Origin of the sequence: Lichenicoccus sp., assembly GCF_965276875.1 — a bacterium.
Lineage (GTDB): Bacteria > Pseudomonadota > Alphaproteobacteria > Acetobacterales > Acetobacteraceae > Lichenicoccus.
In genome coordinates, this window is sequence record NZ_OZ255701.1 from 2361652 (window position 1) to 2388558 (window position 26907).

The following is a 26907-nucleotide window of genomic DNA, read 5'->3' on the forward strand; positions in this document are numbered from 1 at the left end:
GGAACAATCGCGCCTGGCTCTTCGTGGTCCCGGTGCTGATCTTCGTGATGTTCTCCTCGATCGTGCCGATGATGACCGTGGTGAACTACTCCATCCAGGACACGATGGGGCAAAACCACTTCTTCTGGAAAGGCATCGGCTGGTTTCAGGGCCTGCTCGATCCAAGCACGGATATCGGTGGCCGCTTCGCCGGGGCGCTGGTGCGCAACCTGTGGTTTTCGTTAATTGTTCTTACGATCGAACTGCCACTCGGCATCGCGGTGGCGCTCTGCATCCCGCGGCGGGGCTGGACGGTCGGCGCCACCCTGGTGCTCGTGGCGCTGCCGCTTCTGATTCCGTACACCGTGGTCGGCACGATCCGGGAGATCTTCGCGAGGCAGGACGTCGGCTTGCTCGGAGCAGCGCTGAATGGTCTGGGAATCCCTTATAACGACACCCAGAACGCGGCGTCAGCCTGGGCGACCATCATCGTGATGGATGTGTGGCACTGGACCGGGCTCGTCGCACTGCTGTCCTATGCGGGGCTAAGATCGATCCCGGAGGCGTTTTATCAGGCTGCACGTATTGATGGCGCCAGCCGCTGGTCGGTGTTCCGCAATATCGAACTCCCCAAGCTGCGCAAGGTGCTGGTAATCGCAACGCTGCTTCGCTTCATGGGCAGCTTCATGATCTATACGGAGCCATCACTGGTCACCGGCGGTGGCCCCGGCTCGGCGACGAGTTTTCTATCGCTGGACCTTGTGAAGATCGCACTGGGACAGGTCGACCTTGGCGATGCCGCGGCGATGTCCCTGGTCTACAACCTCATCACGCTGACGATCTCCTGGATTTTCTTTACCATCATGACGCAGCTCGATCGGCGGGGAGCCGAGTGATGCGGATTCAGGGACGCCATCTCGGCATCATCGCATATCTGATAGCCTTGTTCCTGCCCATCTACTGGCTGCTGAACATGAGCTTCAAGACCAACGACGAGATCATGTCCGGCATAAGCTTGTGGCCGCACAGGTTCACGCTGGCAAACTACGAACACATCTTCACCGATCCGGCCTGGTACGATGGCTTCATCCACTCGCTGACCTATGTCGCCCTAAACACGGTCATGTCCGTGACGGTCGCGCTGCCGGCTGCCTACGCCTTCAGCCGCTACCGGTTCGTCGGCGACAGACACCTGTTCTTCTGGTTGCTTTCGAACCTGATGGCCCCGCCAGCCGTATATGCCATGCCATTCTTCAATTTTTATTACTCACTCGGGTTGTTCGATACAGTCTGGGCGGTGGCTCTCGCGCATTGCCTGTTCAACGTGCCGCTTGCGGTATGGATCCTGGAGGGCTTCATTTCAGGCGTCCCGCGTGAGATCGACGAGACGGCCTCGCTGGACGGTTACAGCTTTCCGCGGTTTTTCATACGAATCTTCACTCCGTTGATTGCAAACGGCATCGGAGTTGCGGCATTCTTCTGTTTCATGTTCTCATGGATAGAGTCGCTGATAGCAACGACCCTGACGACTAACAATGCCCAGCCGATCGTATCCGTCATGTCGCGGGTTTACTCATCCTCAGGCATGAACTGGGGCCTCCTCGCGGCGGTGGGGGTTCTCACCATGGTTCCCGGTGCGATCGTCATCTGGTTCGTGCGCAACCACATTGCCAAGGGCTTTGCCCTTGGCCGCGTCTAGCTGGACAGGAGCGCCGACATGGATTGGATGGCCTGGACCTGGGAGACCGGTGCTTTCTTCGGAATTATTGCGGCACTCCTGGCAATCATGACAATTCTTGCGATTTATCGGCCTGAGACACCAAGGCGGGGAATTCTCCGGTTTCCGACGACCCGTGGGGATCGGCTGTTCGTATCTCTTATTGGCTCGGCATTTATCTTCATCCTATGGATCCGGCTTACCGGCGGCGACAATCCCTACTATCCGGCAGGCGCCGCCGCTCTCTACAGCGTCGCGATGTTCCGCTACGCCTGACTTCGACAACAATCGGCAGACCGCCGTGTTCCCACGTGCGGCTCCGCAGGAGGAAAGAACAAGAAAATGAAGAGACGTGACGTCATAGTCGGTGGAGCTGCCGCGGCGGCAGGCGCCAGCCTTGTCGGAAGCACTTCCTCACAGGCGCAACAGCCATTCGATGCCGACAGGCAGAAGGCGGCGGCCAAGAAGTGGATTGACAATGAATTTCAGCCATCGACGCTCGGCAAGGACCAGCAGATGGCGGAAATGGAGTGGTTCATCAACGCCGCGAAGCCTTTTGTCGGGACCAAGCTGAGCACGGTGTCCGAGCAGCTGTCGATCCACGAGTACGAATCAAAGGTTTTGACTAAGGCATTCGCCGAGATCACTGGCATCGAGGTGCGCCATGACCTGATGAGTGAGGGCATCGAAGTCGAAAAGCTGGAGGTCGAGATCCAGTCCGGACGGCCGATCTACGACTTCTGGATGAACGATTCCGACTTTATTGGCACCCACCCACGCTATCGCGACATCGTCGGCGGCTCCCTCACCGACTTTATGGCGAACGAAGGCAAGGACATCACGAACCCGACACTGGATCTGAAAGACTTCATCGGCCTGTCCTTTGCGACCTTTACTGACGGCAAGCTCTATCAGTTGCCTGACCAGCAGTTCGCCAATCTTTACTGGTTTCGGTATGATTGGTTCAAGCGCCCGGAGCTGAAGGCGCAATTCAAGCAGAAGCACGGCTACGAGCTGGGTGTCCCAGTCAACTGGTCGGCCTACGAGGATATTGCCGATTTTTTCACGAACGACGTCAAGACGATCGACGGCGTCCGCATCTATGGTCATATGGATTACGGCAAGAAGGGTCCGTCGCTCGGCTGGCGCTTTACGGACGCGTGGCTGTCGATGGCCGGTGCGGGAGACCGTGGCTTGCCGAACGGCCTGCCGGTCGACGAATGGGGCATTCGCAACGAAGGTGGGCGGCCGCGCGGCTCTTCGACGTCACGAGGTGGCGCTGCCAACGGCCCCGCGGCAGTCTTCGCCTTGACCAAATATATCGAGTGGCTGAAAAAGTACGCGCCTCCCGAGGCGACAAGCATGGACTTCTACGAAGCCGGCCCGGTTCCCGGACAAGGTCACATTGCGCAGCAAATCTTCTGGTACACGGCTTTCACCGACAGCATGACGAAGCCGGGAATGGCCGTCGTGAATGCCGACGGCACGCCAAAATGGCGCATGGCGCCCAGCCCACACGGCCCCTACTGGAAAAAAGGCCAAAAGCTTGGCTATCAGGACCAGGGTTGTTGGACCATGCTCAAATACGCTCCGATGGAGCATATCAAGGCGGGCTGGCTCTACGCTCAGTTTTGTGTATCCAAAACGATATCCCTAAGGAAGTCGCACGCGTTTTATCACTTCATTCGCGAAAGCGATATCATGAGTCCCGCGATGACCGAGATCGCGCCTAAATTGGGCGGCCTGGTCGAGTTCTACCGCAGCCCGGCGCGCAAGCTCTGGACACCAACCGGGGTGAACGTGCCGGATTACGGCAAGATGGCGCAGGTCTGGTGGCAAAACATCGCCAACGCGGTCGCGGGCACGGTCACGCCGCAACAAGCGATGGACGGAGTCGCCCACGACCAGGACGCGATCATGACTCGTCTCCAGGAGTCCGGGGTGCAGGGGGATCGCGGGCCGTTAATGAACAAGCCACGCGACCCGGAATACTGGTTCAAGAAGGCCGAGACCGACGGAAACCTTGCACCCCAGCGCAAGCTGGCGAATGAAAAGCCGCAAGGTCAAACGGTCGACTACGATGAGCTTATAAAAGGCTGGAGCGAACCCTCAACAAAGTAGTGCCAAGCGCGCACCTCTAAGATGGGCCGGGGGGGAACACGGCTTGGTGTTTCCCCCCATAACGTAGGCGCAGCATGGATTCCGTCTCCCACATCCTGGTGATCGACCAGGGCACCACCTCGACCCGATCGATCGTCTTCGACTCCGATCTACGGCCGCTCGCCAGCGCGCAGGAGGAATTCCCCCAGATCTACCCGCATTCCGGGTGGGTCGAGCATAATCCGGAAAGCCTGTGGGCAACCGCGCTCGGCACCGCGCGGAGGGCCATGCAGCAGGCTGGACTACGGGCAGGCGATCTCGCGGCTCTCGGTATCGCCAACCAGCGCGAGACCACGCTGATCTGGGAGCGCGCCACCGGAAGACCGATCTTCAATGCAATCGTCTGGCAGGATCGGCGCACCGCGGATCGCTGCGAGGCCTTGGAGGTAGCCGGCCACGCGGCGCTGGTTTCCGAGCGCACCGGGCTGCGGCTGGATCCGTATTTTTCCGCAACCAAGCTCGCCTGGATGCTGGATACGGTTCCCGGCGCGCGCGCCATGGCCGAGGCCGGCAAGCTCGCCTTCGGCACGGTGGACAGCTTCTTGTTGTGGCGCCTGACCGAGGGGGCGGTGCACGCAGTCGACGCCACCAATGCCTCGCGCACCCTGCTCTGCAACATCCACACCGGGCAATGGGACGATGACCTCCTGCGGCTGTTCGACCTGCCGGCCAGTCTGCTGCCGGAGATCCGTGATTCCGCGGGGATCTTCGGCCATACCAGCCCGGCGCTGCTGGGTGGACCAATTGCCATACGCGGCATTGCCGGGGACCAGCAGGCGGCGCTGATCGGCCAGGCCTGCTTCACACCCGGGACAGTGAAGGCCACCTACGGCACCGGCGGCTTCGTGCTGCTCAATATCGGCGCCGAGGCAAGGCCCTCCCGGCACCGGCTGCTGACCACCATCGCGATGCAGCGCAAGGGCGTGCGCTCCTATGCCTTCGAGGGTTCAATCTTCTCGGCTGGCGCCAGCGTGCAGTGGTTGCGCGACGGGCTCGGGTTGGTGGAGAATTCGGCCGAGACCGGGCAGCTCGCGGAAAACGCTGACGCCAACCAGCCGGTCTATCTGGTGCCGGCCTTCACCGGGCTCGGTGCGCCACACTGGAACGCGCATGCGCGCGCCCTGATCACCGGCATCAGCCGCGGCACCACCAAGAAGGAATTCGCGCGCGCGACGCTGGAGAGCATCGGCTACCAGACCCGCGACCTGCTCACCGCCATGCTCGCCGATTTTGGCCAAGTCGCCGACGATCTCGTGATCCGCGTCGATGGCGGCATGTCGGCAAGCGACTGGACCATGCAGTTCCTCGCTGACATGCTCGGCCTGATGGTGGAGCGTCCTGCCTACAAGGAAACGACGGCGATGGGGGCAGGCTATCTGGCGGGACTGGACGCCGGGCTGCTGCCGGAGCCCGAGATCTTCGCCGGCACCTGGACGGCGTCGAAGCGCTTCACACCGGCAATGGCGGCCGAGGTGCGCGACCGCAAATATCGCGGCTGGGGCCACGCCATACGACTCGCCACAACTGTCGAAGACGATGCAGATCACCTTTCGTTGTGATCCGGCGCTGATCGACACCCTGCCACGTCCCAGGGCGGCCAGGGAGTTCCTGCCGGATTGGCTGCGCGAGGCGCCGCGTCAGGCCTTTTCCGAGATGCATGCAACGGATATCCGAACGGTCAAGCATTGTCCGCCCTTTGTCGACGCCATGTCGCAGGGGTTCGTCATCCCGCTGCCGTGCGATGTCACGGTCCAAGGCGGCCGGCTGTCATGGGACTGGAACATCCCGCCTTTGACTGCGGGGCTGCACCCGCGCGCGCCGATCAGCTTTCATGCGCCGGCACAGGTCGCCGGCACGCCGTTGCACGACCCGGACCAGGTCATCGTCAAGTTCAACAGTTTCTGGACCGTCGAACTCGAGGCGGGCTGGTCGTTGTTTGCCATGCATCCGGTCAATCGAGCCGATCTGCCGTTCCGACTGATCAGTGGTCTGGTCGATGCCGATCGCTTCCACGATGTCGGCATCCTGTTTCCCGCGGTCTGGCTTGATCCCGGCTTTTGCGGCGTGCTGCCGCGTGGCATGCCGGTCGCGCAATGCGTCGTGATCCACAGGGAGGCTCCGGCCATGGTGTATCGCGGTTTCGATGACGACGATCGTGCGCGTTACGATCAGACAGCCCAAACGCTGCTTACCGGACAGGGTCACTACCGGAAGAATTTTCGTGCGCCCCGCTGAGGGTGCGGCGCAGTGCCGCAGGGTCGAGCCACAGCGCCCCATGACGCGCCGACGTCAGGGCTTGCGCGATCCGCGCGAGGCTTTGCGGGCGTAGCCGAAAGGCTTGGCCGTAGGCTGCCAGCGCGGTATCGAAATCGCCTGTCTCCTGCAAGGAAACGCCAAGATTGAAGGCGGCTTCATGGAAGTCTGTCTGGAGTCGCAAGGCTTCGCGGTAGGCGTGGATCGCTGCTGTGTGATCGCCGGTGTCCTGATAGGCGAGGCCGAGGCTGTAATGGGCCTGTGCGAAGTTTGCATCGAGGTGCAGGGCCGCTTGGAAGTTTGCAATTGCGGCATCGCGCTTGCCGTTCGCGGCGAGGCATTGGCCGAGCCGATGCGCGGCGATGGGACTGGATCGCGCGGCGCGGCCGAGCGCGATGATTGCGGCCTCGTATTGTCCACGGTCCTGAAGCAATGCCCCGAGTTCGAGCCAGCCCGGGCCGTACTGCGGGAAACGTTCGAGTTCAGGAAGCGCCTGTGCTGCCGCGGGATCACCGGCGCGCAGCAGGTCAATGGCGTTGCGAAACGCCCGTATCGGGTCGGCAGCCATTCAGGCGAGGTCCAGTGCCTTGGCGAGATCGTCGCGATTGGAGCCATAGATGAATCGGTCCGGCCGCACCAGCAAGCCGGTGGCGCGATGCGCGCGGAACTGCGCATGCAGCCGGTCCTCGCACTCAACCACCCCGTCGGCGCCCAACTCCTGCCAGGAGTGACGCCGCGGGAACACACGCAGCGCGCGCACACCGAACCGGCGCAGGTGCGCGGGCATGCCGTCGCCGTCGTCCCAGGTGAGATAGCTCCAGCCTGATCCGAGCAGATCGTCGAGCCGGCGGCGATGGCCCGAGGCGGTGAGCACCCAGGGTTGGCATAGCAACCGGCCGGCGGGGCTGCGCCGGGCGCGTTTGGCCGCGAACCATCCGGGCCCGGACACCCATTCCGGCTTGATGTGAAAATGACGTATCCGGTGCCCCAGCCCGGGCAACCGCACGGCGATACGGCAGGCGGCGTCGCGCAAGTTGGCGAGCGGCTCGTGGCGGACCATGACCAGCGCCCCGACGTGTTGCGAAAAGCGTGTCACCGTCTCGATGTTCGGCCGCCGCTCGGTCTCGTAGCTGTCGAGCAGCGAGTCCGGCGCCTCTCCGGCCAGCACCGCGGCAAGCTTCCAGCACAAATTGCCGGCGTCGCGTATGCCGGAGCTGAGCCCTTGGCCAGCGAATGGCGGCATCAGATGCGCCGCGTCGCCGCACAGGAACACGCGTCCTTCGCGAAAGCGTTCCGCCTGCCGGACGTGAAACACGTAGACCCAGCTTTGCACGATCTCGATTGTCGCGGGATCGACGCCGCGCGCCACCAGCAGCCGCGCAATTCCGGCCGGGGTGTTGGCTTGTCGCGGGTCCTCGTCGCGTCGCAGCCGGAACTCCCAGCGACGCAGGCCGCCCGGGGTCAGGCACTCGGCACCGGGACGGGCGGGATCGGCGATGAAACTGAAGTCGAGCTGAGCCGCCGGATCGCCCCCTGAATTATGCTCCGGATCGGCGGCATGCGCCTGGATGTCGATCCAGGGTTCGGGGAGCGTTTGACCGGGCAGCGCGATGCCCAGCAGCTTGCGGGTGGTGCTTGAGCCGCCGTCGCAGCCGACCAGCGCGCGGGCACGGATTTCGATGGCGGCCCCGTCGGCCTCGCGAAGCAGGGTCGCGGTCACACCCGCCGCATCCTGGGCGATGGCGCTGAGCGAATGGCCGCTCAATACCTGCACGCAACCCGGCAGCGCCTCGCGCAGCGTCTGTTCGAGCCGCGGCTGGTGGAAGAAGCTGGTGCCCGGAAGCCCCTGCCGGCCGCGCCCCTCCAGCGCGCAGCTCAGGAAGATGCGGTCGCGATGCCGCAGATGCAGGCTGACCCGGGTATGCAGATGCTTCAGCATCGGCTCCAGTAGCCCCACCCGCTGCCAGACACGCAGGGCGTCCTCGTCGATGGCGATGGCGCGCGGGCGGGGGTCGATGCCGTGCTGGCGTTCCACCACCAGCGTGCGCAGGCCGGCAGTACCCAGCAGGTTCGCCACCGTTGCCCCAACCGGTCCCAATCCGACCACGATGACGTCGCATTGCATGTCAGTCGGCCCAAGTCAGTTGGCGCGGCCAAGTCCCTCGACGCAGAGCCGGAACATCGGCCGCCAGCGCAACTGCGCCTCGACCCCGGCCGCCGCCAGCAGCGCCCGCCAATCGCCGACGCGAAAGCTCCGCGCCACCGAGGTCTGCCCGTCCAGACGCACGATCCGGTGCCAGCGCGCCAGCCGGGCTGCGATGCCGAAGCCGGTATAGGCGATTCGGTGCCGGTGCAGGTCGTTGACGAACCAGCCACGCGCGGCGCGGGCGTCCATCCAGCGTAGAAAGTCGATTACCTGCCCGTCGGTCAGATGGTGGGTGAACAGTGAGCTGACCACGAAGTCGGCTTGCCCGGGATAGTCGAACACGTCGCCGGTGACGTACTCGATCGCCATTGCCGCGGGCGTCCTGGCGTTCGCAGCCCCCTCGCTGCGCGGGTTGAGGTCAAGGCCGGTGAGTCGCGCTTGCAGGCCGCGCCGATTCGACCAGCGTCGTATCCGCCGCAGCAGATCGCCTTCGCCGCTGCCGACATCGAGCACGGAGATGCGGCTGCCGAGCGGCAAGCCGCTTGTCGCGCGTTGCAGGAAGCCGATGGTCGGCGCATGCGCCAGCATCACCCGGCTGACCGCGGCGAGGTCGTCCATCACCGCGGCAAATGTCTCCGGTCCGACGTCATCCGCATCGAGGATCTCGGGGCCCGGCGCGCGGCGCGACAGATCCGTCAAGCCGCGCGTCGGAAGCAGAAGCTCTCCGCCACCATGCCCGGGCCGAACGCCATGGCGAGGCCACGCGTACCCTCCCGTTCGGCGAGCATCCGGGCGAGCACGAACATCACCGTCGCCGACGACATGTTGCCGTAGTCATGCAGCACCGCGCGCGAATGGCGCAGCGCCGCTGGCGGCAGCGACAGGCTGATCTCGACCGCGTCGAGCACGGTGCGGCCGCCGGCATGCACCGCCCACAGATCATAGGCGTCCGCCGCACGGCCGCGCAGCATGTCGGCGCCGCCCTCGCCGCGCAGCGCCTCGGCGATCCGTCCCGGCACCTTGCCCGACAGGTGCATGTCGAAGCCCTGATCGCCGATCCGCCAGGTGATCAGGCGCTCGCTGTCGGGAATGATGGCGCTCTGGAAATCCTCGATCGCCAGCCCCACCGGGTCGGCGCTGACCAGGGCCGCCGAGGCGCCGTCGGCGAACAGCATGAACGACAGCACCGTCTCCAGGTCCGAGGTCTCCTGCAGGTGCAAGGTGCTGAGTTCGCAGTTTACCACCAGCACGCGGGCGCGCGGGTCCGCGCGTACCGTATCGCAGGCCAGCCGCAGCGCCGGTACCGCCGCCGAGCAGCCCATGAAGCCGATCAGGCTGCGGCCGACGGAGAGGGGCAGGTCCAGCGCCTCGGTGAGTTGCAGATCGAGGCCCGGCGCGGTGAAGCCGGTGCAGGAGGCCACTACCACATGGGTGATGCGACGGCGGTCGGCGCCCAGATCCAGAGCGTCCGCGGCTTGCAGCGCCAGGCTGCGCGCGAACGGCTCATACAGCCGCATGCGGGCCGCGGTGGTCGGGAATGCGCCACGGCGGTAGAAGCCGTCGGCGTCGACCTCGCCGGCCTCGAGCCTGCCTGGACGCAGATGCGAATAGCGATGCGCAATCCCGGCACGCTCGGCCATGCGGTCGAACACCATGCGCGCGCGGTCGTCGGCGAGCAGCGTGCGCGCGAACGCCAGGAACGGACGATGCACGTCCTGCTCCGGCACCGCGGTGCCGATCCGGTTGATATGCGGGGTCATGCGCTCTCCAACGTGCGATGCGGCCGTGCGGATGCGCGTCGTGCGACCAGGGTGGCGTTCAGCCCGCCGAACGCCAGCGAATTGGACAGGGCGAACTCGACCGCGCACGCACGGCTTGCGTTCGGGACGCAGTCGATGTCGCACTCAGGATCGAGTGCGGTGAAACCGATCGTCGGCGGCAGCACGCCGTCGCGCAAAGCGAGCACCGTCGCCACCAGCTCCAGCGCGCCGCTCGCGGTCATGCAATGGCCCAGCATTGATTTCGTCGAGGAGACGGGGAGCTTGGGCAAATGGTCGCCGAACACCATGCGCAGGGCGGCAACCTCGGTGCGGTCGTTCAGCCGCGTGCCGGTGCCATGCGCATTGACGTAGCCGATAGCCGCCGACGGCAGCCCCGCGTCGGCCAGCGCCGCCTGCATCGACGCCGCCGCACCCGCCGCACTCGGTGCGGTAATGTCGCCGGCGTCGGCGGAGCAGCCGAAGCCGATCAATTCGGCATGGATCGCGGCCCCACGCGCCACCGCGGCGTCCCAGGCCTCCAGCACGAACATCGCACCCCCCTCGCCAATCACCAAGCCGGCGCGGCCCAGAGAGAACGGCCGGCAGACATCCGGGCTGAGCACCCGCAGCGCCTCCCAGCTTTTAAGGAACCCGACCACCACGGAGGCGTCGGCGCCGCCGGTGATGGCAAGGTCGAGCATGCCGGCGCGGACCATTTGAAAGGCGTAGCCGATCGCATGGTTGGACGAGGCACAGGCGGAGGCCAGCGCCATTGTCGGCCCGCGCAGGCCGAACTCCATCGAGATGTGGCTTGCGGCACCGCTTGGCATGGCGCGCGGCACGGTGAACGGATGCACCCGGCTGGCGCCGTCGCCGTAGAAGCTCTTGTAGGTGGCATCCAGGCTGTCATGGCCCAGGGCCGCGGCCAGCACCGCGCCGCCGCGGCCCCCGGCTGCCGCCGTGTCGATGCCGGCGTCGCGCACCGCTTCGCGGGTGGCGACCAACGCGAGCTGGGTGCCGCGATCCAGCAGCGCCAGCCGTTTCGGCTCGAAATGCGCGGGCGGATTAAACCCCTTGATCTCGGCCGCGACCCGGGCCGTCAGCCGCTCGGTTGGGATGTTGGTGATCGGACCAATGCCGCAGATGCCGGCCTTGAGCGCGGTCCATAGTCGGGGGATATCGTTGCCGGTGGCGGCGATGCCGCCGATGCCGGTGATGGCGACGCGGCGGTTCAACCGATGGCCGCGCTGCTCGCCGCTTCCCTAGCGCGGGTGGCATCGATGGAGCGCAACACATGCGCCACCAAATCGCCGATGGTGCCGAACTCCGCCCCGGCCTGGTCGGAGACCACGGGGATTTCAACGTCATAGCGTGATTCGATTTCGAAGATCGTCTGCACCATGTCGAGCGACGGAATGCCGAGCTGTTCGATGGAGGCATCGAGCCCGAGTTTGCCGCGATCGATCTGGGTTTCCTTGGCGACGATATCGAGAATGTCGGGCGTGCGTGGATCCTGCTCCGGCAACACTCCCCTGGTATCGGCTTGCGGCATTCGGTCTGCTCCTCAATCCTTATGCTTCTACCCCGTGGCTGGCGAACCACGCCAGCATGCGCGTCCAACCGTCCTCGGCCGCTTCGCGCCGGTAACTCGGCCGGTAGTCCGCGTGAAAACCGTGTGGTGCGTCGGGATAGACGATAAACGTGACCTGCCGGCCGGCAGCGTGCGCACGGGCTTCCGCCTCATGGCGCTGCGCCGGCGAGCTCGATGGATCCGCACCACCATACAGGCCGAGCAGCGGGCATTGCAGAGAGGCCGCGACATCAAGCGGGTCCTGCGGCTGAATTGCGGTGCGCGCACCCCCGAGCGGCCCATACCAGGCGACCGCCGCCTTCAGCGCCTGGTTGTGCGCGGCATAGATCCAGGTGTCGCGGCCGCCGCGGCAGAAGCCGGTGACGCCCAGCCGGGCGGGATTGCCGTGGCCGTGTGCCGTGGCCCAGGCAGCGGTCGCGTCGAGGTCCGACAGCATCGTCGCATCCGGCGCCCTGTCGATAACGTCACGCACGATCTCCTGTGGATCGGTCAGCTTCGACAGGTCGGCGAGGCGGGCATAGAGCTCGGGAGCCACCGCCAGGTAGCCGGCCTTGGCCAGACGTCGGCAGACATCCTTGATGTAGTCGTGGACGCCGAAGATCTCCTCGATCACCAGCACCGTGGCATAGGGTCCCGCACCCGCCGGCCGAGCGGCGTAGGCGGGCAGATGCCCGTCCGCCACGGGGATCTGCACCTCGCCCGCGACCAGCCCGTTGCTGTCGGTGTGAATGACCTGTGCCAGCGCGCGCGGCGTGGCCATGGTCAGGCCGCCGATCAGCGAGGTCATGACGAAGCCGCGCCGGGCAAGGGAGGGATTCATCGGCCCCATCTTAGTACTAGCGGATCAAGCCGACGCGCCGTCTCGATCAGGCCAAGGCGGGTTGCCGGATCGAGCGGGACCAGCGGATGGCGCGGCGTCTCGCAGGCGATGATGCCGCCCTCTTGCATCAGGCTTTTGGCCGCAAGCAGCCCGCATTGGCGGTTCTCGTAGTTGATCAGCGGCAGGCAGCGTTCGTAGCCGGCGACGGCCGCGGCGCGGTCGCCCGCCTGCCAGGCGCGCAGGATCGGCCCGACGAGATCGGCATAGGCGCCGCCGGTGACGCTGCCGGTGGCGCCGGCCTCCAGATCGGCGAGCAGGGTGATCGCCTCCTCGCCGTCCCATGGGCCCTCTATCGCCTCACCGCCAGTCGCGATCAGCCGGCGCAGCTTGGCCGCCGCCTGCGGCACCTCGATCTTGAAATAACGGACCTGTTCGATCTCGCGCGCCATCCGTGCCAGCAGCTCGACCGAGAGCAGCGTGCCGCTGACCGGCGCGTCCTGGACCATGACCGGGATGTCGATCGCGTCCGAGACGGCGCGGAAGAAATCGAAGATCGCGGCCTCACTTAGCCGGATCGTCGCACCATGGTAAGGCGGCATCACCATCACCATCGCCGCCCCCATCGCCTGCGCAGCACGGCTGCGTTCGGCGCACAGACGCGAGCTGCAATGCGTGGTGGTCACGATCACCGGCACGCGGCCTGCGACATGCTCGAGGATCGCGCGCGTCAGCAGCGCGCGCTCCTCGTCGGAGAGGACGAACTGCTCGGAAAAATTGGCGAGGATGCAAAGCCCATCGATGCCGCAATCGATCATGAAATCGATGCAGCGCAACTGGCACGGCATGTCGATGGCGCCGCGCTCGTCGAAAATGGTCGGCGCCACCGGGAAAATTCCCCGGTAGGGCGCATTGCTGCTGGTCATCATGACTTCCCGCTCTCCTCGCGCTAACGCGCTAAGGCGTTGTCGAGGTTGCCGGGGTAAAGCCGAATTGCTCGCCGTAGAAGGCGAGTTCCAGCTCCAGCACCTGGCGGATGGTCGCCTCGCGACGAAAGCCGTGCGCTTCGCCGGCAAACTCGTGCACCGTCACCGGAACGCCGCGCGCCCGGAGTGCCGCTGCCATCGCCCGCGTCTGGCCGACCGGCACCACTTTGTCCTGCAGACCATGAAAGAAGATCACCGGGCAGCGCACCGCGTCCAGATTGCGGATCGGCGAGCGCGCCTCATAGATGTCGCGATGTTCGGCCAAGCTGCCGAGCAGCCGGTCGAGATAGCGCGCCTCGAACTTGTGCGTCTCGCTGGCCAGCAGGGTCAGATCGCCGATGCCGTAGAGGCAGGCGGCCGCCGAGAACAGCGACGAGCGGGTCAGGGCGGCCAGCACCGTGAAGCCGCCGGCGCTGCTGCCGCGGATGGCAAGCCGCGCCGGATCGGCGCGTCCGGTGGCGACCAGATGCGCACAGGCGGCGATGCAGTCGTCGACGTCGACGATGCCCCATTGGCCGTCGAGCCGACGACGATAGGCGCGCCCGAAGCCGGTCGAGCCGCCGTAATTGACGTCCACCACGCCGATGCCGCGGCTGGTCCACCATTGGATGCGCAGCGACAGCGCCGCACTCGTCATCGCCGTGGGACCGCCATGCGCCATCACCAGCAAAGGCGGCCGCTCGCCGTCGGGGATGCAATAACGGTGATTGGTCGGCGCGTAGTAGAAGGCATGACCGGTGCCGCCGTCCGCCACGGTGAAACGGATCGCCTCGGCACGCGCGATATCTTCCGGTGGCAGCGGCAGTTCATGGGCGACCGTCACGATGGCGGGGGCGCCCCCGCCTGCCAGCGGTGCAATCATTACCGCCGCCGGCGCATCGGGTGCTGCCCGCAGCCAGCCGAGCTGGGCGGCCCCGCCGGCGCCGGCCAGCACCACCGGGCATTCCGTGACCGCGCCGATCGGCAGCCTGGTCGCAGCCTTGTCCGCAAGCAGCATGGCCGAGATGCGGCCCGTCTCGATCACGGCGGCGACGATCCGTCCGTCCGGCAGGAAGTCGTAGGCGCGTTGGCCGAACGACCAGGGCGGCTCGCCGATCTCGCACGCCATCGGGCAGACCGGTTGCAGCGTGTGGTCCGCGTCCAGCCGATAGAGGTTCCACCAGCCGCTGCGATCCGAGCACACGTGCAATGTTCCGTCCGGCGCGAACAGCGGCTGCATCAGAGACTCGTCGCCGCCGGCGAGACAACGCGCCTCCCCGAGCCGGGTTACGCCGTCAACAAGCAGCGGGGCGCAGTGCAGCCTGGTCGCATCCCAAGGCATGTCGGGATGGTCCCAGGCGATCCAGGCGAGCTGCGCGCCATCGGCGGACACCCGTGGGCTGGCGAGGAAGGCCGGGCCGCGTACCATGACTTCCCCCTCGTTGGCGGCGCCGTCGGCGTCGAGCGACAGGGCGACGATCGCGGCCTCCGGCTGCGCGGCTCCGGCGTCGCGATGGTCCTCGCGCACCGCCAGCAGCGCGCGGCCGTCCGGCATGAAGCAAAAATCCGCAAAGCGCAGGCCCGCGACCTGGCACACCGGGCGCGGCGGCGCACCCGGTTCGATCAGCCAGACCGAGCCGTCCGGCCGGTGGCTGAAGCCGATCCGGCCGCCATGGACAGCGTAGGCGCCACCGCCATATTCATGCACACGCGAGCCAACGTTGAAGGGTGCCGGGGTCAGCACCCGGACCATGCCGTCCTGGTTCCGGGCACAGAGCACGCCGCGGCCATCCTCGGCGGGACGGTTTTCCAGCCAATAGAGCGTGCCCGCGTCGGCGCGCAGCGCGGACAGCGCGATCGTCCGTGCTGCGACCAAATCCGCGCTCACCGCGGACCGCCAACTTCCACATGCTGCCGGTAGAGGGGGTGCCGTTATAGCGTTCGTCATCAGCCTTGCCTTCCTTTAGGCTCGCTGGCAGGCGACAGCCTGAATGTCCGGAGGCGACCCTGTTCCACCATCTCAATCACCTCCTGGCGCATTACGGCTACGGCGTCGTCGGGCTTACCGTCATGCTGGAGAGCATGGGCGCGCCACTGCCCGGCGAAAGCATGATCATCGGCGCCGCGATATATTGCGCCACCACGCACCAGCTGGATATCGTCTGGGTCATTGCCGTCGCCATCGTCGGCGCCATCATGGGCGACAATTTTGGCTATCTCATTGGCCGACAGATCGGCTACCGTGTGCTCGCCCGGTTCGGGCGCCATATCGGGCTGAACGACCAGCGACTCAAGCTCGGCCGCTATCTGTTTCATCGGCACGGCTCCAAGGTGGTGTTCTTCGGCCGCTTCATCGCCATTCTGCGCACCTTCGTCGCCCTGCTCGCCGGGGCCAATCACATGCCCTGGCCGAAATTCCTGCTTTACAATGCTCTCGGAGGCATAGGCTGGGCCGGCGGCTACGGCATTGCCGCCTATCTGCTCGGCAAGGAAGCGGAGCGGATCTCCGGGCCGCTCGGGATCGCCGTGGGACTCGTGGCCGCGATCGTCGTCATCGGCGCCTTTGTCTTTCTTAAGCGTAACGAACACCGGCTGACCCGGGAGGCGGAAGCGGCAGCCGGCGCGCGGGGGTAATCGCCCTGCCTATCGACGCCCTGGGTGACGTCAATCGCCGCTTTTACGACCGGCTCTGGTCGGAGGCATGGCTGGTGCGGCCGGAGCGCTTCAACACCTGGCCGCTGGTGCGCCGCCTGGCGCTGCATGCACGCCGGCGGCTGGAAGTCGCACCTGGCCTGCGGCCGCGCCTGCCGATCGCCGGCACCTGCTTCGTCGATCTCAGCCTGCCGCCGCTATGCGTGCTGCGCCGGGCCGGCGGCTGCGTCGCGGACGGCCTGGTGACGGCCCTGCCATTGGCCAGCGCCGCCTTCGACCTGGTGGCGGCGTTCGACGTCGTCGAGCATGTCGAGGACGACGACGCGGCCTTTGCCGAACTCGCCCGAGTCACGGCGCCCGGCGGCGCGCTGCTGGTGTCGGTGCCGCTGCACCAGGCCGCCTGGACCGCGTTCGACGCCGAAGTCGGCCACGCCCGTCGCTATGAACCCGACCGCCTGCTTGCCCTGCTGGCGGCCGCGGGCTTCCAGGTGCGGCAGAGCGCGCTCTTCGGGATGCAGCCCCGCAGCCCACGGCTGGTGGCCCTCGGCATGCGGCTTCTGCGCTCCCGACGGCAGCGCGCACTATGGTGGTATAACCGCGTCTTCATGCCGCTCGGCCTGCGTCTGGCGCCACGGCTCCACCTGCGTGACGGCTTCGTCGCGACTCCCAAGGTCGATACCGTGCTGCTGGTCTGCCGCAAGGCGGCCTGACAGACGATTGGACAAAATTCAACAAAATCAATATCATTCCGCATGACCTTCAAGAGCTGCGGAGTATTGGCGAATAAACTCAGAATATGCTGTGAAATCCGCTGAAATAACGGCCTGCTCTATGCTCTGTCCGATCATTTTGTTTGAACTCGTGACTTGTGTTGATAGGATGCGAGAACGGTATCGCCTTTCGCGGAGAATTTCATGTCTCGTCGTAAAGAGATCGGCATCCCCAGCTTTCTGGAGAGGCGGCCTCCGGCTGCCTACAGCCCGACCGGGCTCGCGGCGCGCGCCGTCTTCCTGCAGAACGTCGCCACCGCCTGGCAACGGGCCGGCGATGAGGAGACCGCCGCCAAGATGCAGCGCGATGCCGACAGCCAGGCGCTGCGCTTCGGGAGGCAGGCAGCCCGCTGACACCTGACGGCCCTATCATGGGCGCGCGCGCATCCGGTTTTGCCTGTCCTGCGTATCCCGATTTCAGGCGGGATTTGCGGGAGAACGAGAGATGTCAGCGAGCCAGGGGCAAGCCCGCAATGGCGCCGCCAAGCCGTCCGCCCTGCCGACCGGCTGCACTGAACGTCTGCGCGCCGCGGTTCAGCGTGCCGGTGGCACCAAGCACGTGGCCATACGGTCGGGAGTCGCGTTGAGCACGCTTGGTTCATACCTCGCCGGCGGCGAGATGAAGCTGGCCACGGCAATGCAGCTCTGCGCCGCCTGCAATGTCAGCCTCGCCTGGCTGGTCGGCGAGATGCAGGCGTATCCTGCCCAGGCGACATCGTGGCACGCCCCCGGAAAGCCTGACGGATTGGTGCGCGTTCGTCGTCTCGCCAGCAGCGATGAGGTCGTGCATCAATTCGATGGCGTATTGTTTGATGCGGCCTGGCTGCGGGCGCAACGCGACTGCGAGCCACGCCACCTGGCGGCGTTTGAGGCCCAGAGCGGCGCCATGGAACCCGCGGTCGCACGCGGCGACCTGTTGCTGATCGACACCGAGGACACTGACATCCAGTCGCTCGCTTTGCACCTTGTCGACGCCGACGGCGAACTGATCATACGCCGCCTGGAGCGCACGCTGGATGGCGGGGTGCTGGTGCGCACCGATCGGCCGCGCGATCCGCCACAGGTGATTGCGCGAGGCGCGCGCGAAACCCTCCGTGTCGTCGGCCGCGTCGTCTGGCGAGGCACCAAAATCGTGTAACCCCAAAACGTGTAACCAAGGGCCGGCGTCGCGCGTTGCCCGTCCGTGCAACGCAGGCGTGGCCTTCATGCGACATCTCCATCTTGATCCGCTCGGCGGCATCGCCGGCGACATGTTCGTAGCCAGCTTGCTCGACCTGATGCCCGAGCAAGGCGACGACGTCATCGAGGCGGCGGAGTCCCTGGCAGGCATCTCCTGCCGGCTGCACGACCATAATGACGGAACCCTGACCGGCCGGCGCTTCGAGGTGACCACGGCGCATGCCGAACATGCGCATCATGTGCCCACCGCGCATGCCGAGCATGTGTATTGGCGCGCCATCCGCGCGCGCCTTGAGACCTCGGACCTGCCTGCATCGGTGCGCGCGCACGCCATCGGCATCTTTGGCTGTCTCGCCGAGGCGGAAGCGCGTGTGCACGGTGTTGTCCCCGACGCGGTCGCCTTCCACGAGGTGGGTGCCGCGGATTCGATCGCCGATATTGTCGCCGCCGCCTGGCTGATCGCCGCCATCGGGCCGGCAAGCTGGAGCGTGGGCGCGCTGCCGATCGGCGCCGGCAGGGTTGCCACAGCGCACGGTGTGATGCCGGTGCCGACACCCGCGACAGTGCTGCTGCTGGAGGGGTTCGCGACGCTCGATGACGGTATCGCGGGCGAGCGGGTGACGCCGACGGGTGCCGCCATCCTGCGTCATCTGACGGCCACGTCCGCACGGCGTCCGCCGGGGATCCTGCGTGGAGCCGGCCATGGCTTCGGCACCCGGGTGCTGCCGGGTGTCAGCAACTGCCTGCGCGTGTTGTCATTTGACATGCCATCGGCCAACAGCCCGGAGCATCGGGAGCTTGCCGTGATCGCGTTTGAGATCGACGATCAATCCGGGGAGGAACTCGCCGTCGGGCTTGATAGAATACGCACAACCGAGGGTGTCCACGACGTGATCCAGATCGCTGCCATCGGCAAGAAGGGCCGCTTTGCCGTCCAGGTGCAGGTCTTGGCGCAACCGGCTTGCCTAGAGTCTGCCATCGATGCCTGTTTTCGCGAGACCACGACGATCGGCCTGCGCACGCATCTTGTGCAAGGCCGCGCGCTGGTGCGACGGTTCACCGAGGTGGCGGGGCCCGACCGATCGCTGCAGGTCAAGCTGGTCGAGCGTCCGGACGGGATCACCGGCAAGATCGAATCCGATCACCTGCTGGGGCTCGCGGGACACGCGGCGCGCACCCGTGTTCGACGCGACGCCGAGCGGCGCGCGGAGAGCGATGCATGACCTTGAGCATGACCTTGGGCATGACCGCGCGCCAGCGGCTCGAACACGAACTTTCCAGCCTCGACCAGGCGGCGATCGCGGTCAGCGGCGGTGTCGACAGCCTGACCCTGGCGACCGCGGCCCAACGCATTCTCGGGGATCGGGTCAGCATGCACCACGCAACCTCGCCCGCGGTGCCGGCGGAGGCGACGGCGCGCACCCGTGCGCTCGCCGCATTTCAAGGCTGGAGCCTGGATGTATTCGACGCCGGCGAGTTCGATGATCCCGATTACCGCGCCAATCCGGTCAACCGCTGCTTCTTCTGCAAGACCAATCTCTATGGCGCCGTAGCCCGTCGCACCGATCGGCTGATCCTGTCCGGCACCAATCTCGACGACCTTGGCGAATACCGGCCGGGACTCGATGCCGCCAGCCGGCACAACGTCAGGCACCCGTTCGTCGAGGCTGGTATCGACAAGCGCATGGTGCGCGCGCTGGCCGCGGAACTCGGCCTCGGCGCCCTGTCCGAACTCGCATCCGCCCCGTGTCTGTCGAGCAGGATCGAAACCGGCATACGAATTGAACCGCGCGTCCTGGCGATGGTGCACGAAGCCGAACAGCGCGTGATCGCCACCCTGAGACCACGCACCGCGCGTTGCCGTGTGCGTGCCGGCCGGATTGTCATCGAACTCGACGAAGACGCCCTGCAAAGCCTTGACGACGGCGCCAGGGCCTCACTGGAGGCCGCCATCGTGGCGATTGCGTCCGCGGCCGGGTTGCAGGCGCCGGTCAGCTTCGCGCCTTATCGCAACGGCAGCACCTTCATACGCAGGCCGGCATGAGCGAGGAGTTCGTGCTGGACACGATGCGCGCCGAGCGTGTCGGCTTCGGCGAGGCCGTCTATTGCGCCTCCAAAACGGTGTCACAGATCGCCGCGATCCTGCAGGCTGCCGCGTCGCCGATGCTGCTGACCCGGCTTGATCCCGCTGCCCACGAGGCCTTGCCCGCCTCCCTGCGCGCCACTCTCGACTATGATCCCCAGTCGCGGACGGCGTTTTCCGGCGCGCCGAAGCCGGTCGAGGCAACCAGCGGCATCGCCATCGTTACCGCGGGAACCTCCGATCTCGCGGTCGCTGCGGAGGCCGCGCGCAGCTTGCGCTTCAATGGTCACGATGTGCCGGTGATCGCCGATGTCGGTGTCGCCGGGCTGTGGCGCCTGATGCGCCGGCTGGAAGAGTTGCGTCGCATGCGTGTACTGATCGTCGCGGCCGGCATGGATGCGGCACTGCCAAGCGTCATCGGCGGCCTTGTGCCCGGTGCCATCATCGCCGTGCCGACCTCGGTCGGATACGGCGTTGCCGCCGGCGGCCAGGCGGCGCTGAATGCCATCCTGGCGAGTTGCGCGCCGGGAATCGTGACCGTCAACATCGACAACGGCTATGGCGCCGCGTGCGCTGCGTTGCGCATCATTAATATGCGCTAGGGGAGTTCACCATGGAACGTCGCAGCTTCATCAAGGCCACTGCCCTCGGCCTCGCCGCGGCAGGCGCGTCTTCCGCCGCCTTTGCCGCCATCGAGACCAGTCAGGGCGGCGCGGTCAAACCCACCGGCCCGGTGACCTCAAAGATCCCGCAGCACCCCGACATGAAGTATCGGCCGCTTGGAACAACCGGCGAGATGGTCTCGTTGATCGGCGTCGGTGGCTTTCACCTCGCCAAGCCCGGAGGTGCGACCAACGCCGAGGCGATCCGCATCGTGCATGCCGCGATCGATAATGGCATAAATTTCTGTGACAATTGCTGGGACTATAACGGCGGTGAGAGCGAGGTGCGTCTGGGACGCGCCCTGGAGCACGGCTGGCGCGACCGGGTGTTTCTGATGACAAAGATCGACGGCCGCACCGCGAAGTCCGCGATGCACCAGCTCGAACAGTCGCTGTCACGGCTGCAGACCGACCATATCGATCTGCTGCAATTCCACGAGATCATACGCATGGACGATCCTGGGCGCGTGTTCGCGCCGCACGGCGCGCTGGAAGCGGTGCTCAAGGCGCGCGAGCAGGGCAAGATCCGCTACATCGGCTTCACCGGCCATAAGAGCCCGGCGATCCACCTGCACATGTTCACAGTCGCCGACGCCCACAACTTCCATTTCGATACCGTGCAGATGCCGCTGAACGTCATGGACGCGCATTTCGAAAGCTTCGAGAAGCAGGTGCTGCCGGTGGCTCTCGCGCACGGCACCGCGGTCATGGGCATGAAGCCGTTCGGTGACCCGTTCATCGTCGACAGCAAGGTCGCCTCACCGATCGAGATGCTGCAATATCCGATGAACCTGCCAATCTCGATCGAGATCACCGGCATCGACAAGATGCCGATCCTGCATCAGGACCTGCAGGCGGTGCGCACGTTCGTGCCGATGACACCCGAGCAGCGTGCGGACCTGTTGGCCCGCACGGCCAGGGTGGCGAGCACCGGCAAGACCGAGAAATACAAGACCACGCACCATTTCGACTCGACCTTCAAAAACCCGCAATGGCTTGGCTGAAGCGCCGTCGCCTAACGCGGTTCAGCGAGGGCCTGGGCGAGATCGGCCACGATATCGTCGATATGCTCGATGCCGATCGAGAGCCGCACATAGCCCGGTGACACCCCGGTCGCGAGTTGCTCATCCACGCTGAGCTGCGAATGCGTGGTGCTCGCGGGGTGGATCGCGAGCGAACGGGCGTCGCCGATATTGGCGACATGGTAGAACAGGCGCAGCCGGTCGATGAACCTGCGGCCGGCTTCGGCGCCGCCCTCAAGTTCGAAACCCAGCAGACCGCCTCTGCCGTTTCGCAGATACGTCTCGCTGCGTGAACGTCCTACGCCTTCGGGATGGTGCGAGGGATGGATGACCTTCGTGACATTCGGGTGCCTGGACAGGAAGCGCGCCACCGCCTCGGCGTTTTCGGAGTGCGCCCGCATCCGCAGGGCCAAGGTTTCGATGCCTTGCAGCAGCAAAAAAGCGTTGAACGGCGACATCGCGCAGCCGAGGTCGCGCAGCAGCGTGGTGCGCGCCTTGAGAATATAGGCGATCGGCCCCAGCGGGGCGGCGGCCTCGGTCCAGATCGCCCCGTGATAGGAGGGCTCGGGCGTGTTCAGCGCAGGCTGGCGCTGCTTATGCGCCGCCCAGTCGAAGGCGCCCCCATCGACGATCAGGCCGCCGATCGAGGTGCCGTGACCGCCGAGATACTTTGTCGCGGAATAGACGACGATCGCCGCACCATGGTCGAACGGCCGCACCAGCAAGGGGGCTGCGGTATTGTCGACGATCAGCGGAATGCCCAGCGGCCGCCCAAGACCCGCGACCTCGCGGATCGGAAAGCAACGCAACTTCGGATTGGGCAGCGTCTCGGCATACCAAGCGCGGGTGCGTGCGTCGCTGGCGCGCGGGAAGGCGTTCGGATCCTCCGGATCGACGAAGCGTGCCTCGATGCCCTGGTCGCGGAGCGTATTGGCGAACAGGTTCCAGGTGCCGCCATACAGGTCGGTCGAGGAGACAATGTTGTCGCCGGCGCGCGCCAGGTTCTGCACGCTCAGCGCCGAGGCCGCCTGGCCCGAGGCCAGCGCCAGGGCAGCGACACCGCCTTCAAGGGCCGCGACGCGCTTTTCCAGCACGTCGTTGGTCGGGTTCATGATCCGCGTGTAGATGTTGCCCAGCTTCTGCAGCCCGAATAGGGCGGCCGCCGCCTCCGCGCTTTCGAACTGGTAGGAGGTGGTCTGGTAGATCGGCACCGCGACGGCGCCGGTGGCCGGGTCCGCCCGCCAGCCGGCATGTAGCGCCAGCGTTTCCGCCTTCATCCCTTGGGTCTCGCCCATCGCTCTCGCCTCCCGCTTACAATTCTTTATTCAACCGCCCGTAGCCGCCGGGCGTGCGCATCACTATTTCGGGTATAATGAGGCTGCCGACGTCGGCAGCAATGCACAACGAGCTTCAAACATGGCACGCATCATAACCCGATCCGGTCTGGCCTGCCTCCCCGTGGTTCTGAGCCTGGGTGCGTGTGCCGTGGCACCACCGACGGGGCCCAGCTTCGTCGCACTGCCGGGTGCCGGCAAGAGCTACGGCACCTTCGTCTCCGAGGACGAGACCTGCCGGCAGATTGCTCTCGGCCGTAGCGGCTATGTCCCTGGGACCACTGCCAACTCGACGGCGACCGGGGCCGTGGTCGGCACCGCGATCGGCGCAGGCGCCGGCGCCTTGCTGGGTGCCGCCGTCGGCGCGCCGGGCTTTGGTGCCGCGGCCGGAGCAGGCACCGGCCTGCTGACCGGCACCGCGGTCGGCGCCGACAACGGCGCCGTCTCCCAGGAAGGCGTGCAGGTCAACTACGATGCCGCCTATGCCCAGTGCATGGCCGCCTATGGCAACAAGGTGCCGCCGCCCGGCCAGATCGCCTCCTCCGCGGTCACCGACTATGGCTACGCGTCTTACGGCTATCCCGCCTATGCCGATCTCTATGGTCCGGGTTGGGGCTGGGGCTGGGGTTGGGGCGGCTACGGTTGGGGCGGCTTCTACCCGGCATATTACGGGCTCGGCTTCTATGGTGGCGGCTTTTACGGGCGTGGCTTCTATGGGCGCGGCTTCTATGGACGCGGCTACTATGGGCATGGCTACTACGGGCACGGAGATTACGGACATGGCGACTACGGGCACGGTGGAGGTTGGCATGGTGGCGGAGGCTTCCACGGCCATCGCTAAGTCAACTGGAGCGCCCGTTCAAAGAAATCGTCACCGCCGAAATTCCCTGATTTGAGCGCGAGCCTCAGCCCGTTGTGAGGGCCGCCAACGCTGTGCAGCACCGGCACTCCCGGTGCAATCGAGGTCCCGATCAGAAAGGCCTCGAGGCGAAGTCGGTCGACAACCGCGCCTGAGGTCTCGCCGCCAGCCACGATCAGGCGTCGGACCCCGGCTGCGACGAGGCTCGCCGCGATTTCGGCGAACGCATGCTCGACGGCATGGCCAACTGCGGCACCGCCATGCTGCTCCTGCAAGGCACGCACGGATGCAGGCGTGTCGCTACTGGCGATCAGCACCGGACCGCCGTCGAGGCGCGCGCGGCCCCATTGCACTGCGTGATCGCGTGCCGCTTCTGGTTCCGCGAGTAGCCTGCCTGCGTCGAGATGCAGGCAGGCGATTTCCTGCTCAGCGCGCGCGATCTGCCGCAAGGTCGCGGCCGAGCAACTGCCGGCCAGGATCGCGGCCTTGCCGCCCGCTTCTCCCTGCGGCGCTGCCGCCCCCCCGCTCTGCGCCAGGCCGCGCGCCATCAGCGCCCGCGCCAGACTGGCGCCAAGGCCGGAGGCGCCGGTGGAGAGCGGGCCGTCCAGCGCCACCTCGGCGATCGCATCGAGATGGCGCGCGGCAACGGAGTCCACGATCGCCGCACCGGCGCCCCCCGACCGCGCCAGGGCCGCGCGCACGGCGTCCGGGCCCTGCTCGACCACCGCCAGCGGCACCAGGATCACCGAATGGGCACTCTGCCTGCTCAGCACCCGCACCAGATCGGAGTCGCGCATCGGATTGAGCGGATGGTCCTTGAGCGGGCTCTCCTGCAACAGCATGCTGCCGACGAACAGGTGCCCCTGATAGACGCTGCGGCCATTCTCGGGAAATGACGGATTGACCAGCACCGTTCCGGCTCCCGCCTTGTCACGCAGCGCATCCAGCACCGGGCCGATGTTGCCCGCGTCGGTCGAATCGAACGTCGAGCAGATCTTGAACAGCACGTGGCCCGCGCCCTGCGCGCGCAGCCATGTCTCGGCCTCCAGCGACTGCCTCACCGCCTCAGCGGGCGCAATCGAGCGGCTCTTCAGCGACACCACCACCGCGTCCGTCTCCGGCAGTCGGGCTACGTCGTGTGGCACGCCGATTGTCTGCAGCGTGCGCAGCCCGGCGAGCGACAGCATGCTCGCGAGATCGGAGGCACCCGTATAGTCGTCGGCGATGCAGCCGAGCACGATGCGCATCAGCCGCGGCCCGTCGTGGCGCCCGGGGCTGCATAGGGCCTGAACCAGCCAAGCCCGTCGCGCGTGGCGGCGCGCGGACGATATTCGCAGCCGACAAAGCCGCCGTAGCCGAGACGGTCGAGTTCGCCGAACAGGAACGGCCAATTCAGCTCCTCATTGTCCGGCTCGTGCCTGGACGGGACGCTGGCGACCTGGATGTGTCCGGTGATGGGCAGCAGCCGGCGCAGCGCCATGGTCACATCGCCATGCATGATCTGGTGGTGATACAGGTCGAACTGCAGCTTCACCCGGCTCGGTCCCGTCTCCGCGATGATCCGCTCGGCCATACCGAAATGATTGAGGAAATAGCCAGGCATGTCGCGGCTGTTGATCGGCTCCAGCAGCAGATCAATGCCGTCCCCGGCCAGTTGCTCGGCGCAGTATCGCACGGCGTTGCGATAGGTGCTGCCGGCTTCGGGATCGGACGCCGGCGCGAGCCCGGCCATCAGGTGTAGCCGGCCGACGCCGGTCGCCTGCGCGTAGTCACGCGCGCGCGCCACGGAATCGCGCAATTCCGCCTGCCGCGACGGCAGGGCTGCCAAGCCGCGATCGCCTGCCGCCCAGTCGCCGGGCGGCAGGTTGAACAGAGCGACGGTGAGTTCGTTGCGGAGCACCCGCTCGGCCACTGCCTCGGGCGTGTGGTCATACGGAAACAGGAATTCCACCGCATCGAAGCCGGCCTCGGCGGCGGCGTCGAAGCGGTCGAGGAACTCATGCTCGGTGAACATCATCGTCAGGTTCGCGGCGAAATCCGGCATCATGCAGGCTCCTTGGCGGGTAGCTTCAGTCCCGCGAGCTGCGCATAGAGCCGTGCGACGGAAGAGTCGTCATCGCGGCCCATGCCGGCGGCGGCGGTCATCAGATACATCTGCAACGCCGCACCCGCGATCGGCACCGGGAACTGCGCCTCGCGCGCCATGTCGAGCACGATGCCGAGATCCTTGGTGAAGATGTCAATCGCGCTCTTCGGGCTGTAGTCGCCCTCCAGCACGTGCGGAATGCGATTTTCGAACATCCAGGAACTGCCGGCCGAACGCGTGATGACCTCATACACGCGCGCGAGATCGAGACCTTGCCGCGCGGCGAACGCGATCGCCTCGCAGGCGGCGGCAATGTGCACACCGGCGAGCAGCTGGTTGACCATCTTGAACGCCGCACCCTGGCCGGCCTCGGCGCCGAGCTCGTAGAGCGTGCCGCATAGGGCATCGAGCGCTGGGCGCGCGCACGCGAACGCCGCCTCGCTGCCGGAGGCCATCATCGTCAGGCTGCCGTCCGCCGCCCGCGCCGCGCCGCCGCTCATCGGCGCATCGAGAAAATGCCGGCCGCCTGTCTCCAGCCGCGCGCACAGGCTGCGTGCCATCTCCGGCGCCATCGTCGCCGACGAGATGAACACGGCACCTTCCGGCATGCTCTCGGCGCAGCCGTCAGGCCCGAACAGCACCGCCTCGGTTTGCGCTGCATTGACCACCGCGGCGATCACCGAATGGGCATCATGCGCGGCCTCCGCCGGGCTCGCGGCAACCCTGCCGCCCGACTGCGCAAGGCGCTCGCCTGCCGCCGTCGCCACATCGAAGCCGGTGACGGTAAAGCCGCCCCGGATCAGCGACTGCGCCATCCCCAGCCCCATCGAGCCCAACCCGATGACCGCCGCGCGTTGACTGGTCATGGAAAA

Annotated in this window: 28 protein-coding genes; 15 read left to right on the forward strand and 13 right to left on the reverse strand. The window is 66.2% G+C overall.

Annotated features, from left to right (window positions below; translation table 11 throughout):
- The first annotated feature begins 23 nt into the window (after positions 1–23).
- From ACQY4K_RS11440 to ACQY4K_RS11465, 6 genes are all read left to right on the forward strand, one after another.
- A complete protein-coding gene (locus tag ACQY4K_RS11440) occupies positions 24–875 on the forward strand; it encodes a carbohydrate ABC transporter permease (protein ID WP_428390333.1) in 852 nt (283 codons plus the stop codon).
- Positions 875–1678 (forward strand): carbohydrate ABC transporter permease, encoded by an 804-nt coding sequence (locus ACQY4K_RS11445; RefSeq protein WP_428390334.1) that lies wholly within the window; start codon positions 875–877, stop codon positions 1676–1678. Before ACQY4K_RS11440 ends, ACQY4K_RS11445 begins: the two co-directional genes overlap by 1 nt.
- Before the next feature lie 18 nt (positions 1679–1696).
- Complete coding sequence (locus ACQY4K_RS11450; RefSeq protein WP_428390335.1) at positions 1697–1972, forward strand: DUF2160 domain-containing protein; 276 nt, start codon at positions 1697–1699, stop codon at positions 1970–1972.
- Positions 1973–2038: 66 nt separating this feature from the next.
- Entirely contained in the window at positions 2039–3817 is a 1779-nt protein-coding gene (locus ACQY4K_RS11455; RefSeq protein WP_428390336.1) for an ABC transporter substrate-binding protein, read from the forward strand.
- Positions 3818–3891: 74 nt separating this feature from the next.
- Positions 3892–5415: a glycerol kinase GlpK gene (gene glpK / locus ACQY4K_RS11460; protein ID WP_428390337.1), complete on the forward strand. Its 1524-nt coding sequence runs from the start codon at positions 3892–3894 to the stop codon at positions 5413–5415.
- Complete coding sequence (locus ACQY4K_RS11465; protein ID WP_428390338.1) at positions 5393–6091, forward strand: hypothetical protein; 699 nt, start codon at positions 5393–5395, stop codon at positions 6089–6091. Before glpK ends, ACQY4K_RS11465 begins: the two co-directional genes overlap by 23 nt.
- Here ACQY4K_RS11465 and ACQY4K_RS11470 read toward each other — a convergent pair.
- Genes ACQY4K_RS11470 through ACQY4K_RS11510 form a run of 9 tightly spaced genes read right to left on the reverse strand, consistent with a single transcriptional unit; the run spans position 6045 to position 15276 of the window.
- Positions 6045–6677, reverse strand: coding sequence for a tetratricopeptide repeat protein (locus tag ACQY4K_RS11470; protein WP_428390339.1), 633 nt, complete (start codon positions 6675–6677; stop codon positions 6045–6047). The two genes, ACQY4K_RS11465 and ACQY4K_RS11470, sit on opposite strands and share 47 nt — an antisense overlap.
- Complete coding sequence (locus ACQY4K_RS11475) at positions 6678–8234, reverse strand: FAD-dependent monooxygenase (protein WP_428390340.1); 1557 nt, start codon at positions 8232–8234, stop codon at positions 6678–6680.
- 15 nt (positions 8235–8249) lie between these two features.
- Positions 8250–8954: a methyltransferase domain-containing protein gene (locus tag ACQY4K_RS11480; protein WP_428390341.1), complete on the reverse strand. Its 705-nt coding sequence runs from the start codon at positions 8952–8954 to the stop codon at positions 8250–8252.
- Positions 8951–10015 carry a type III polyketide synthase gene (locus ACQY4K_RS11485; RefSeq protein ID WP_428390342.1) on the reverse strand — a complete coding sequence of 355 codons (1065 nt, stop codon included), beginning with the start codon at positions 10013–10015 and terminating at the stop codon, positions 8951–8953. Before ACQY4K_RS11485 ends, ACQY4K_RS11480 begins: the two co-directional genes overlap by 4 nt.
- Complete coding sequence (locus ACQY4K_RS11490; RefSeq protein ID WP_428390343.1) at positions 10012–11250, reverse strand: beta-ketoacyl-[acyl-carrier-protein] synthase family protein; 1239 nt, start codon at positions 11248–11250, stop codon at positions 10012–10014. Before ACQY4K_RS11490 ends, ACQY4K_RS11485 begins: the two co-directional genes overlap by 4 nt.
- Positions 11247–11567 carry an acyl carrier protein gene (locus tag ACQY4K_RS11495; RefSeq protein WP_428390344.1) on the reverse strand — a complete coding sequence of 107 codons (321 nt, stop codon included), beginning with the start codon at positions 11565–11567 and terminating at the stop codon, positions 11247–11249. Before ACQY4K_RS11495 ends, ACQY4K_RS11490 begins: the two co-directional genes overlap by 4 nt.
- 19 nt (positions 11568–11586) lie before the next feature.
- The gene (locus tag ACQY4K_RS11500) at positions 11587–12426 is read right to left on the reverse strand and encodes a dienelactone hydrolase family protein (protein WP_428390345.1); all 840 of its coding nucleotides are present in this window, start codon (positions 12424–12426) and stop codon (positions 11587–11589) included.
- Complete coding sequence (locus tag ACQY4K_RS11505) at positions 12423–13352, reverse strand: dihydrodipicolinate synthase family protein (RefSeq protein WP_428390346.1); 930 nt, start codon at positions 13350–13352, stop codon at positions 12423–12425. Before ACQY4K_RS11505 ends, ACQY4K_RS11500 begins: the two co-directional genes overlap by 4 nt.
- A gap of 28 nt (positions 13353–13380) precedes the next feature.
- Positions 13381–15276, reverse strand: a complete 1896-nt coding sequence (locus tag ACQY4K_RS11510) for a S9 family peptidase (RefSeq protein WP_428390347.1) — start codon at positions 15274–15276, stop codon at positions 13381–13383.
- Between the two features lie 119 nt (positions 15277–15395).
- Here ACQY4K_RS11510 and ACQY4K_RS11515 point away from each other — a divergent pair, with 119 nt between their 5' ends.
- The 8 genes from ACQY4K_RS11515 to ACQY4K_RS11550 all read left to right on the forward strand — a co-directional run bounded on the left by ACQY4K_RS11515 (position 15396) and on the right by ACQY4K_RS11550 (position 21738).
- Positions 15396–16022, forward strand: a complete 627-nt coding sequence (locus ACQY4K_RS11515) for a DedA family protein (protein ID WP_428396085.1) — start codon at positions 15396–15398, stop codon at positions 16020–16022.
- A gap of 74 nt (positions 16023–16096) precedes the next feature.
- Entirely contained in the window at positions 16097–16750 is a 654-nt protein-coding gene (locus tag ACQY4K_RS11520) for a class I SAM-dependent methyltransferase (RefSeq protein WP_428390348.1), read from the forward strand.
- A 204-nt stretch (positions 16751–16954) separates the two neighbouring features.
- The gene (locus ACQY4K_RS11525) at positions 16955–17164 is read left to right on the forward strand and encodes a hypothetical protein (RefSeq protein WP_428390349.1); all 210 of its coding nucleotides are present in this window, start codon (positions 16955–16957) and stop codon (positions 17162–17164) included.
- Between the two features lie 91 nt (positions 17165–17255).
- Positions 17256–17948: a S24 family peptidase gene (locus tag ACQY4K_RS11530; RefSeq protein ID WP_428390350.1), complete on the forward strand. Its 693-nt coding sequence runs from the start codon at positions 17256–17258 to the stop codon at positions 17946–17948.
- Positions 17949–18015: 67 nt separating this feature from the next.
- Positions 18016–19212 carry a LarC family nickel insertion protein gene (locus ACQY4K_RS11535; protein ID WP_428390351.1) on the forward strand — a complete coding sequence of 399 codons (1197 nt, stop codon included), beginning with the start codon at positions 18016–18018 and terminating at the stop codon, positions 19210–19212.
- Positions 19209–20033, forward strand: a complete 825-nt coding sequence (locus ACQY4K_RS11540; RefSeq protein WP_428390352.1) for a hypothetical protein — start codon at positions 19209–19211, stop codon at positions 20031–20033. Before ACQY4K_RS11535 ends, ACQY4K_RS11540 begins: the two co-directional genes overlap by 4 nt.
- Positions 20030–20674 carry a nickel pincer cofactor biosynthesis protein LarB gene (larB, locus tag ACQY4K_RS11545; protein WP_428390353.1) on the forward strand — a complete coding sequence of 215 codons (645 nt, stop codon included), beginning with the start codon at positions 20030–20032 and terminating at the stop codon, positions 20672–20674. The genes ACQY4K_RS11540 and larB overlap by 4 nt, the downstream gene beginning before the upstream one ends.
- Before the next feature lie 11 nt (positions 20675–20685).
- Entirely contained in the window at positions 20686–21738 is a 1053-nt protein-coding gene (locus ACQY4K_RS11550) for an aldo/keto reductase (RefSeq protein WP_428390354.1), read from the forward strand.
- Between the two features lie 11 nt (positions 21739–21749).
- On the opposite strand, the gene ACQY4K_RS11555 is transcribed toward ACQY4K_RS11550, so the two are convergent.
- The gene (locus ACQY4K_RS11555; RefSeq protein WP_428390355.1) at positions 21750–23051 is read right to left on the reverse strand and encodes an O-acetylhomoserine aminocarboxypropyltransferase/cysteine synthase family protein; all 1302 of its coding nucleotides are present in this window, start codon (positions 23049–23051) and stop codon (positions 21750–21752) included.
- Positions 23052–23172: 121 nt separating this feature from the next.
- Between ACQY4K_RS11555 and ACQY4K_RS11560 the strand changes: the two genes are divergently transcribed.
- Positions 23173–23931 carry a hypothetical protein gene (locus ACQY4K_RS11560; RefSeq protein ID WP_428390356.1) on the forward strand — a complete coding sequence of 253 codons (759 nt, stop codon included), beginning with the start codon at positions 23173–23175 and terminating at the stop codon, positions 23929–23931.
- Here ACQY4K_RS11560 and otnK read toward each other — a convergent pair.
- The 3 genes from otnK to ltnD are packed head-to-tail and all read right to left on the reverse strand — an operon-like array spanning position 23928 to position 26901.
- Complete coding sequence (gene otnK / locus ACQY4K_RS11565) at positions 23928–25196, reverse strand: 3-oxo-tetronate kinase (protein WP_428390357.1); 1269 nt, start codon at positions 25194–25196, stop codon at positions 23928–23930. The genes ACQY4K_RS11560 and otnK overlap by 4 nt on opposite strands.
- Positions 25196–25996 carry a 2-oxo-tetronate isomerase gene (gene otnI / locus ACQY4K_RS11570; protein WP_428390358.1) on the reverse strand — a complete coding sequence of 267 codons (801 nt, stop codon included), beginning with the start codon at positions 25994–25996 and terminating at the stop codon, positions 25196–25198. Before otnI ends, otnK begins: the two co-directional genes overlap by 1 nt.
- Complete coding sequence (gene ltnD / locus ACQY4K_RS11575; protein ID WP_428390359.1) at positions 25993–26901, reverse strand: L-threonate dehydrogenase; 909 nt, start codon at positions 26899–26901, stop codon at positions 25993–25995. The genes otnI and ltnD overlap by 4 nt, the downstream gene beginning before the upstream one ends.
- Between the last annotated feature and the right edge of the window lie 6 nt (positions 26902–26907).

Bases quoted from the DNA above. Each gene is read 5' to 3' on its own strand.
- ACQY4K_RS11445 (WP_428390334.1), top strand. From the start codon at position 875: ATGCGGATTCAGGGACGCCATCTCGGCATCATCGCATATCTGATAGCC.
- glpK (WP_428390337.1), top strand. From the start codon at position 3,892: ATGGATTCCGTCTCCCACATCCTGGTGATCGACCAGGGCACCACCTCG.
- ACQY4K_RS11525 (WP_428390349.1), top strand. From the start codon at position 16,955: ATGTCTCGTCGTAAAGAGATCGGCATCCCCAGCTTTCTGGAGAGGCGG.
- ltnD (WP_428390359.1), bottom strand. From the start codon at position 26,901: ATGACCAGTCAACGCGCGGCGGTCATCGGGTTGGGCTCGATGGGGCTG.
- ACQY4K_RS11535 (WP_428390351.1), top strand. From the start codon at position 18,016: ATGCGACATCTCCATCTTGATCCGCTCGGCGGCATCGCCGGCGACATG.
- larB (WP_428390353.1), top strand. From the start codon at position 20,030: ATGAGCGAGGAGTTCGTGCTGGACACGATGCGCGCCGAGCGTGTCGGC.
- otnK (WP_428390357.1), bottom strand. From the start codon at position 25,196: ATGCGCATCGTGCTCGGCTGCATCGCCGACGACTATACGGGTGCCTCC.
- ACQY4K_RS11540 (WP_428390352.1), top strand. From the start codon at position 19,209: ATGACCTTGAGCATGACCTTGGGCATGACCGCGCGCCAGCGGCTCGAA.
- ACQY4K_RS11485 (WP_428390342.1), bottom strand. From the start codon at position 10,015: ATGACCCCGCATATCAACCGGATCGGCACCGCGGTGCCGGAGCAGGAC.
- ACQY4K_RS11560 (WP_428390356.1), top strand. From the start codon at position 23,173: ATGGCACGCATCATAACCCGATCCGGTCTGGCCTGCCTCCCCGTGGTT.
- ACQY4K_RS11555 (WP_428390355.1), bottom strand. From the start codon at position 23,051: ATGGGCGAGACCCAAGGGATGAAGGCGGAAACGCTGGCGCTACATGCC.
- ACQY4K_RS11475 (WP_428390340.1), bottom strand. From the start codon at position 8,234: ATGCAATGCGACGTCATCGTGGTCGGATTGGGACCGGTTGGGGCAACG.
- ACQY4K_RS11470 (WP_428390339.1), bottom strand. From the start codon at position 6,677: ATGGCTGCCGACCCGATACGGGCGTTTCGCAACGCCATTGACCTGCTG.
- ACQY4K_RS11550 (WP_428390354.1), top strand. From the start codon at position 20,686: ATGGAACGTCGCAGCTTCATCAAGGCCACTGCCCTCGGCCTCGCCGCG.
- ACQY4K_RS11450 (WP_428390335.1), top strand. From the start codon at position 1,697: ATGGATTGGATGGCCTGGACCTGGGAGACCGGTGCTTTCTTCGGAATT.
- otnI (WP_428390358.1), bottom strand. From the start codon at position 25,996: ATGATGCCGGATTTCGCCGCGAACCTGACGATGATGTTCACCGAGCAT.
- ACQY4K_RS11505 (WP_428390346.1), bottom strand. From the start codon at position 13,352: ATGATGACCAGCAGCAATGCGCCCTACCGGGGAATTTTCCCGGTGGCG.
- ACQY4K_RS11455 (WP_428390336.1), top strand. From the start codon at position 2,039: ATGAAGAGACGTGACGTCATAGTCGGTGGAGCTGCCGCGGCGGCAGGC.
- ACQY4K_RS11465 (WP_428390338.1), top strand. From the start codon at position 5,393: ATGCAGATCACCTTTCGTTGTGATCCGGCGCTGATCGACACCCTGCCA.
- ACQY4K_RS11500 (WP_428390345.1), bottom strand. From the start codon at position 12,426: ATGAATCCCTCCCTTGCCCGGCGCGGCTTCGTCATGACCTCGCTGATC.
- ACQY4K_RS11495 (WP_428390344.1), bottom strand. From the start codon at position 11,567: ATGCCGCAAGCCGATACCAGGGGAGTGTTGCCGGAGCAGGATCCACGC.
- ACQY4K_RS11530 (WP_428390350.1), top strand. From the start codon at position 17,256: ATGTCAGCGAGCCAGGGGCAAGCCCGCAATGGCGCCGCCAAGCCGTCC.